Here is a 7,208-nt window from a genome sequence, read left to right on the forward strand (position 1 = left end):
TCATCGAGGCAGCGTGACGGGTCGATCGCCTGACCTACCTGCTGTCCTGTCTCGATCGCACCAACGTCTCGATCGCCAGGAGCCAGCTCGCGGTCGATCTGGGGTTGTCGGCTGCCGCGGATGGTTTCGGCGCCGGCATCTTCTTTCTAGGCTATGCGCTGCTCGAAGTCCCGGGCAACCTGGCTGCGCACCGTTTCGGTCCTCGCCGCTGGATCGTGGGTATCGCGATCACGTGGGGCACGCTGTCCGCAGCGATGATGTTCGTACGTGGCGAGACCTCGTTTTACGTGATGCGGATGCTGCTCGGCGCCGCGGAAGCAGGCCTTTTTCCCGCGCTGATTCAACCCCCCGGCGTATCGCTCTGCGGACGTTGCCGCACGCTACCCGCGATCAGATCGAAGCGGAACAGCCGGCATTCGAGCGCGCCGTTAAAGAGCGGCGTCTTCGTCGATTCGCGCAGTCGCAGTTGCCCCGGCAGCTTGCGATCCGAGGTCAGGATGAACGCATGCCATCCTGCGAAGCGCTGCTTCAATGCATTGCCGAGCAACTGGAAAAACTCGCTGTCCGGCGCTTCTTCCTGAATGCGGCGAAAGCCGTCGTCCTCACGTTGGCCGCGGCCTTCGCGAAGCTCGCCGCGCGCATTGCGGCCGCGCACTTCGATGCGCTCGCCATACGGCGGATTCGCGACGAGGATGCCCGGCGTCGACGCAGGCGGCGTCATGTCGCGCGCATCGAGCTGCTTGAGAGCAATGGCCGGCAAACCGGCGCGCTCGAAGTTCGCGCGCGCTTTTTCGAGCATGTCGCCGGAGATGTCGCTGCCGAAAATCTGCAGATCGGCACCGCGCGAGCCGCGTGCCGTGTTTTTCGCTTCGAGCGCGGCTCCCCTCAGCGCTTGCCAGGTCCGCGCGTCGAACTGTTTGAGCTTCTCGAAGCCGAAGCGGCGCTCGACGCCCGGCGCGATGTTCAGCGCGACCTGCGCCGCTTCGGCGAGGAACGTGCCGCTGCCGCACATCGGGTCATACAGCGGTGTGCCGGCCTGCCAGCCGGTCAGACGCAGAATGCCCGCCGCGAGGTTTTCGCGCAGCGGGGCCGCGCCCTTGTCCAGACGCCAGCCGCGCTTGAACAGCGGATCGCCCGAGGTGTCGAGATAGAGCGTGCAGTCGGTCGCGGTCAGGAATGCGAACACGCGCACGTCGGGCATCGCGGTGTCGATGCTCGGGCGCGCGCCGCTTTTTTCACGCAGACGGTCGCAGATTGCGTCCTTCACGCGCAGCGTCGTGAATTCGAGGCTGCGCAGCGGCGACTTGATCGCGGTGACGTCGACGCGCAGCGTCTCGTGCGCGGAGAACCACTGCTCCCAGCGCTGCTCGAGCGCGAGCGCGTAGATGTCCTGCTCGTTGCGATAGGGCCGTTGCGCGATTTTCAGCAGCACGCGGCTCGCCAGACGCGAATGCAGATTGGCCGCCATGCCGGCGGCCCAGCCGCCACGGAAATGCACGCCGCCCGGCACCTGGGCGCCGGCCGTGAACGGCGCGCCGTTCAGATGTTTGGCGGCAATTTCGGCGAGTTCGGCCGCGAGCGGGGCTTCGAGCCCACGCGGGCAAGGAAGGAAGAAATCGAAGGACATTGAGGTTGCCGCAAGGCGTTGGATGAGGCGCTATTGTACGCGGTCGGGGTCGCCGTCCCGGTGCGATCGGCGCGCCGGGACGGCGCGTGGCGCGGCGTTATCGCGCCTCGGGTGCCGCTTTGGCCGGCCACACGAGCTCCAGCGGATGCCTTCTCAGCCGCTGCCAGATCGCCCCGCGCAGCGAGCGCACCGCATTGCGCCGCAAATCGCGCGATTTCACCGCCATGTAGAACGCCAGCGCGAAGCTCACCGCGACGTTGAGAATCGCCATGCTGCCGACGCCCGCCACGGCCCACCACAGCGCCGGCATCTTCAGCGCGTCTTCGCCGAGCACGCCGATCGCCACGCCGATCGAGCCCGCCGAGAGCGTCACGTGACGTACCTCGAACTTGAACGCGAATGCGGTGAGGATCGCCGGCACGAGTCCGAGCATCAGGCCGAGCGTGACGTTGCCGACCACGCCCGCGACGTTCGCGCGGCAAAAGCGCGCGAGCCGGTCGGCGCCGGCCGCGCCGAGCGTCATGCGCAGGCGCCGGTTGTAGGCGAGCGCGTCGGCGACGCGATGCAGGATGAACCAGTTGTCCGCCCAGCCCGCGAGCAGGCTCGACGACCACAGTAGCACGCCGGTCAGCGCCGCATAGAACGGCGTCGGGCCGATCAGCGAGAACGACTGCAGCGTCGCGATCGCCTTGTCGGCCGAGATGAGGTCGTGGTTGAACATCGCATGCCACAGCAGATCCACGCACAGGCTGACGGGAAACACCAGCAGCACGTTGCCGAGCACCGCGGCGGCCTGGGTGCGCATCAGCGCGGTCACCGAACTCACGAAACTGTCGACGCCGGCCGGCGTGCCGACGCCGTCGAGCTCGCGCGCGAGCGTCGGCGCGGTCATCGCGGGCTGCTTGGTCGCGAGCGAGAAATGCAGGAAGTGCATCAGCAGAAAGCTCGCCGCATAGTTGAAACCGGCCAGCACGCCTTCGAGCATCGCATGCAGATGGGCGCCCGTGATCGCGAACTTCACGCACACGGTGACGACGGTCACGAGTCCGCCGCCGGCGGCCATGCGCATCATCTTCAGATACTCGGCGCGGTCGCGTGCGATGTAGTGTTCGCCGGTGTCGGCGCTGTACTCGACGATCTTGCGCGCCAGCAGCGAAGAGTTGCTGCGCGCCAGATGCGCGACGCTCTGGCTCGCGTGATTCGCGCGCACGAGCTCGGCGGTCAGGCGTGCGGCCGCGCGCAGGTCGTGCTGCGCCATCCATGCATCGAGCAGGTGCTCGGCACGCTCGATGCGCATACGCATCCGCTCGACCTGAAACACGATGTCGACGCTCACGCCATTGCGATACAGATGCGCGAACACGTTGTCGGTCGCGCCGCGGCATTCGTCGAGCAGCAGCCGCAAATAGTTGACCTCGCGCAACAGCGGCTCCTGCGGACCGCCCGCCGCGTACGCATCGTGGGCGGTTTCGACCGTCAGCATCGCGCGCGTGAGGCGGTAGAACGGCTGCTTTTCCATCGCGGCGCGCACGTCGGTGCCGTCGGCGGTTCGCGCGTCGCGCACGTCATCGGGGCCGTCGCCGTCGCGGGGCGACGCGCCGCCGAGGCGGCTGCGCACGGTCTGCGACAGTCCGGTCGAGCTGATCTGGCAGGTCAGGTTGTGCAGCGCGGCCAGCAGGTCGAGCGAGAAGGGCGTGCTGTCGCGCTCGTCTTCATCGTCGTCGGGCGCGTAGTCGAACAGCGCGTGGATGCGCGCGAGCAGATCGGTGGGCAGCGTCTCGATCCATTCGGCGTCGCGCTCGGAGCCGAACATCAACGTGACGATCGCGGTGAGATCGCGGCGGTTCGGCGCGGGCGGAATCAGCGACGCTTCGAGGCGCTCGAACACCGCGCCGAAGAAGCCCGAATGCACCGGCATGCCGGCGTCGCACAGCAGCGAGAGGCCGTCGCTTTCGCGCAGCAACGCACGCAGGATGCCGGCCACGTTCGCCTTCCACGCGGGATTGCGATCGAGCACGTGCAGCAGGTAGCGGATGCGCGTGTGCGCGGGGTTGGACTGGCGGGCAGCGGTGTCGTCGGCGCTCGTTGCGGCGGGCTGCACGGTGCGGCCGCGGCGAATCCAGTGCGCGAGTTCGATCAGCCATTCGCTGCGCTCCGCATACGGCGCGGTTTTGTCCGCGATCGCGAGCAGCGCGTCGAGTTGATGGCCGCCGTCACGCGAGGCGCGCCATTTTTTTATCAATCGTTTGAGAGAGTCGAACATGGGTTTGTCCTGCACAGGCGCGTGCACGCGAATGGATTGCCGGCCGAGGCGGCCAGCGGGGCGGACAGGCGCTTGCCGAAGTGGTGCGCTGAAGCAGCCGGCGCGGTCCGGCTGGACGCGCATGTACCGATGCGCACCGGGCCCGCGCCGGCGGGACTCGTCAGGCGCCGGCCGCCGTGCCCGTTGCCGCGGCAGGACAGGGCGGCGCGACCGGCGTCGCGGCCGCTTTGGCCGTCGACGAACTCCGGGCCGGCGTGGCCGTGGTGGCGGCGGCCGCCATCGAGCGCACCCCCGCCGCGATCTGCGTCGACACTTGCGCGAGCGCGCGCCGATGTCCGTCGACGAGCGCGTCATAGCCGCTGCTGACCGGCTCGCTGACCACGCTGCGGCACGTCATCACCGCGTTGCTGCGTACCGCCCGCACGCTCCACACCGCATCGATCAACGCATGCGAGCCGGGCCACGACTCGAAGCGCTGCACGTTCATCGCGATCCGATACACCGCCACGCCATCCGGCTGCGCGGTGCCCGACGCATCGATGGTGCCGAGCTGCTGGGTCAGATTCGTCGACAGCGCGCGGCGGATTTCATCGCCGGGCAGCGACGCCCAACGCTCCTGCTCGAGCAACTGCACCTGGGTGGGGCCGGTCTGCACGACGAGCTGATTGCGCGCCACCTGCGGCGGCACGCTGACCGGCGTGACTTCGATCAGCCACGCGGGCGCGGCGCCCGTGCGCGCGACGGCCGGCACGGCGCCGTTCGCCGCAGCCGACGCATCCGCGCCGCCCAACGTATAGAAGCGGCTCGACGGCGACGAGCACGCCGCCATCGCCATTGCCGCGGCCAGCGCGCCGACGTACGCAGCACCGCGCGCGAGCCCGCGCGGCGGGCGGGGGAGCCGGGCAAACATCATGGTTTATCTCCTGATTTACCGCGCAACAGCGATTCGGGATGACGCTCGAGGTAATCCGACAGCGCGTTCAGCGACTGCAACGTGCGCGTCAGTTCCTGCAACGCCTGATGAACGTCGGACTGCAGCGGCGAGTCCTGCTGCAACGTCGCCTCGGCCGAGCTGAAGGTCTGCTTCGCGGCCGTGAGCGTATCGCGGGCCTGCGGCACGACTTCCTTGTCGAGACGCGAGAACAACTGGTCGGCATTCTTCAGCGCGCTGTTCAGGTTGTCGCCGATCTGGTCGAACGGCACCTTGTCGAGCTTCTTCGCGATGTCGGCGACCTGCAACTGCAATTCGTCGAGCGTGTTCGGAATCGTCGGCAGCTCGAGCGGATCGCTCGTCACGTCGACCTTGGCCGGCGGCGCTTTCGGGAAGATGTCGAGCGCCACGTATAGCTGGCTCGTGATCAGGTTGCCGGTGCGCAACTGGCCGCGCAGCCCGTGTTTGACCAGTTCCTCGAGCAGCGTCTGGCCGGCGAGCGTGCCCGGCTGCGGCGCGGTTTCGCGGAAGCGCTTGCCGAGGCGGTCGGGGTACACGTTCATCGTGACCGGCATCGTGAAGCTGCGCGACTTCGGATCGTAGTCGATGCCGATGTTGGTCACCTGGCCGAGCACGATGCCGCGGAAGTCGACCGGCGCGCCGATCGACAGCCCGCGCAGCGACTGGTTGAAGTTCATCACGACGCGCAGCGGAATGCCGTCCGGTTCGCGCATCGCGTCGGCTTCGTCCGAGCCGAGGCGGAACGTCTGGTTGTTCGGCGCCTGCGGGCCCATGCTCTGACCGGGCGGCGACTGGAACGACAGACCGCCGACGATCACCGTCGCAAGCGACTGCGTGTTCAGCTTGAAGCCGCTCGAATCGAGCCGCAGGTCGACGCCGCTCGCATGCCACCAGCGCGTGTTGGTGCCGACGTACTGGTCGAACGGCGCGGACACGAACACCTGCATCGTCACGCCGGTGCCGTCCTTGTCAAGCGAGAAGCCGACCACCTGGCCGACCTGCACGCGCCGGTAGAAGATCGGCGAGCCGATGTCGATCGAGCCAAGCGAATCGCCGTGCAGCACGTACTGGCGGCCCTTCTGGTCGCCGGTGATCGGCGGCGGCGTCTCGAGCCCGACGAAGTTGCGCTCGCTCTCGCTCGAGCGGCCGGCGTCCGCGCCGATGTACGAGCCCGAAAGCAGCGTCGTCAGGCCCGACACGCCGCTCGCGCCGACGCGCGGGCGCACCACCCAGAAGCGCGAGTCCTTGACCGCGAATTTCTCGCCTTCCTTGGTGAGCTGCACCTGCACGAGCACGTGCGACAGATCCTTCGACAGCGTGATCGTCTTCACCGCGCCGACGTCGACGTCCTTGTACTTGACCTTGGTCTTGCCCGGCTCGAGCCCTTCGGCGCTGATGAAACTGATCGTGATGACGGGCCCGCGTTCGGTGACCGACTTGATCACGAGCGCGATGCCGATCAGCGCGGCGATCAGCGGAATCACCCAGACGAGCGACGGCAGCCAGCGGCTGCGCGGCTCGATGTCGGGGTCGGGAAGCTGGGGCGGCAGTCTGGGTCCGTTCGAATCGCTGCGCGGCGCGTCATCGGAAGCGGGCGTCGTCGGTCCTTGCGGGCTAGTCATGGTCAAGATCCTGAGGTGTTGGGGTACTGCCTTCCACGGGGTCCCAGATGAGCCGTGGATCGAATTGCATGGAGGCGATCATCGTCAGAATCACGACCGAGCCGAACGCGATCGCGCCCGGGCCCGCCGTGATCACGGCCAGCGATTTGAAGCGCACCAGCGCGACGGTCAGCGTGACGACGAACACGTCGAGCATCGACCAGCGGCCGATGCGCTCGACCATCCGGTACAGCGTCGTGCGCTGCTGCGGACGCCAGCGCGAGCGGCGCTGCGCGGTAATGGTGAGCAGCGCGAGCACGGTCAGCTTGAGCATCGGCACGAGGATGCTCGCGATGAACACGATCACCGCGAGCGGCCAGTCGCCGGAGGTCCAGAAATAGACGACGCCGCTCATGATCGTGTCGTCCTCGGAGCCGAGTAGCGACGACGTGTGCATGACCGGCAGCAGGTTGGCCGGAATATACAGCAGCGCGGCGGCGATCAACAGCGCCCAGGTGCGCATCAGGCTGTCGGGGTTGCGCGTGTGCAGGCGCGCGCCGCAGCGGCTGCAGTGCTGCGGGGTGATCGAGCGGATGCGCGGTTCGACGCGCCCGCACGCATGACAGGAGACGAGGCCGGCGCGTTTCGCGGTGACGTATTTCATCGCCGGGTCACCCTTTGCTTGCGGCGGGTGGCAGGCCGGGCGGCAACGCGGGCGGGGCGCCGGCGCCATCGGCGGAGGTGCCGGCTTGCGGCGCCGCCGGC

At 68.0% G+C, this 7,208-nt stretch carries 5 protein-coding genes and 1 pseudogene; 1 reads left to right on the forward strand and 5 read right to left on the reverse strand.

Going from position 1 to position 7,208, the window contains the following annotated elements; all coding sequences use genetic code 11:
* Positions 1-29: 29 nt before the first annotated feature.
* Positions 30-341: pseudogene (locus QM685_RS33005) on the forward strand (MFS transporter); the annotation flags it as partial.
* On the opposite strand, the gene QM685_RS33010 reads toward QM685_RS33005, so the two are convergent.
* From QM685_RS33010 to QM685_RS33030, 5 genes are all read right to left on the reverse strand, one after another.
* Positions 341-1,627 (reverse strand): THUMP domain-containing class I SAM-dependent RNA methyltransferase, encoded by a 1,287-nt coding sequence (locus QM685_RS33010; protein WP_415123431.1) that lies wholly within the window; start codon positions 1,625-1,627, stop codon positions 341-343. The pseudogene QM685_RS33005 and the gene QM685_RS33010 sit on opposite strands and share 1 nt — an antisense overlap.
* A 97-nt stretch (positions 1,628-1,724) precedes the next feature.
* Complete coding sequence (locus QM685_RS33015; RefSeq protein WP_415123433.1) at positions 1,725-3,890, reverse strand: site-specific recombinase; 2,166 nt, start codon at positions 3,888-3,890, stop codon at positions 1,725-1,727.
* Positions 3,891-4,050: 160 nt separating this feature from the next.
* Positions 4,051-4,803, reverse strand: coding sequence for a PqiC family protein (locus tag QM685_RS33020; protein ID WP_415123435.1), 753 nt, complete (start codon positions 4,801-4,803; stop codon positions 4,051-4,053).
* Positions 4,800-6,464, reverse strand: a complete 1,665-nt coding sequence (locus tag QM685_RS33025) for an intermembrane transport protein PqiB (RefSeq protein WP_415123437.1) — start codon at positions 6,462-6,464, stop codon at positions 4,800-4,802. Before QM685_RS33025 ends, QM685_RS33020 begins: the two co-directional genes overlap by 4 nt.
* A complete protein-coding gene (locus QM685_RS33030) occupies positions 6,457-7,107 on the reverse strand; it encodes a paraquat-inducible protein A (protein ID WP_415123439.1) in 651 nt (216 codons plus the stop codon). Before QM685_RS33030 ends, QM685_RS33025 begins: the two co-directional genes overlap by 8 nt.
* Positions 7,108-7,208 lie beyond the last annotated feature (101 nt).

The organism is Paraburkholderia sp., assembly GCF_047605525.1.
In the GTDB taxonomy this organism is placed as follows: Bacteria; Pseudomonadota; Gammaproteobacteria; order Burkholderiales; family Burkholderiaceae; genus Paraburkholderia.

Coding starts and splice junctions, on each gene's coding strand:
- QM685_RS33010 (WP_415123431.1), bottom strand. CDS start 1,627: ATGTCCTTCGATTTCTTCCTTCCTTGCCCGCGTGGGCTCGAAGCCCCG.
- QM685_RS33015 (WP_415123433.1), bottom strand. CDS start 3,890: ATGTTCGACTCTCTCAAACGATTGATAAAAAAATGGCGCGCCTCGCGT.
- QM685_RS33020 (WP_415123435.1), bottom strand. CDS start 4,803: ATGATGTTTGCCCGGCTCCCCCGCCCGCCGCGCGGGCTCGCGCGCGGT.
- QM685_RS33025 (WP_415123437.1), bottom strand. CDS start 6,464: ATGACTAGCCCGCAAGGACCGACGACGCCCGCTTCCGATGACGCGCCG.
- QM685_RS33030 (WP_415123439.1), bottom strand. CDS start 7,107: ATGAAATACGTCACCGCGAAACGCGCCGGCCTCGTCTCCTGTCATGCG.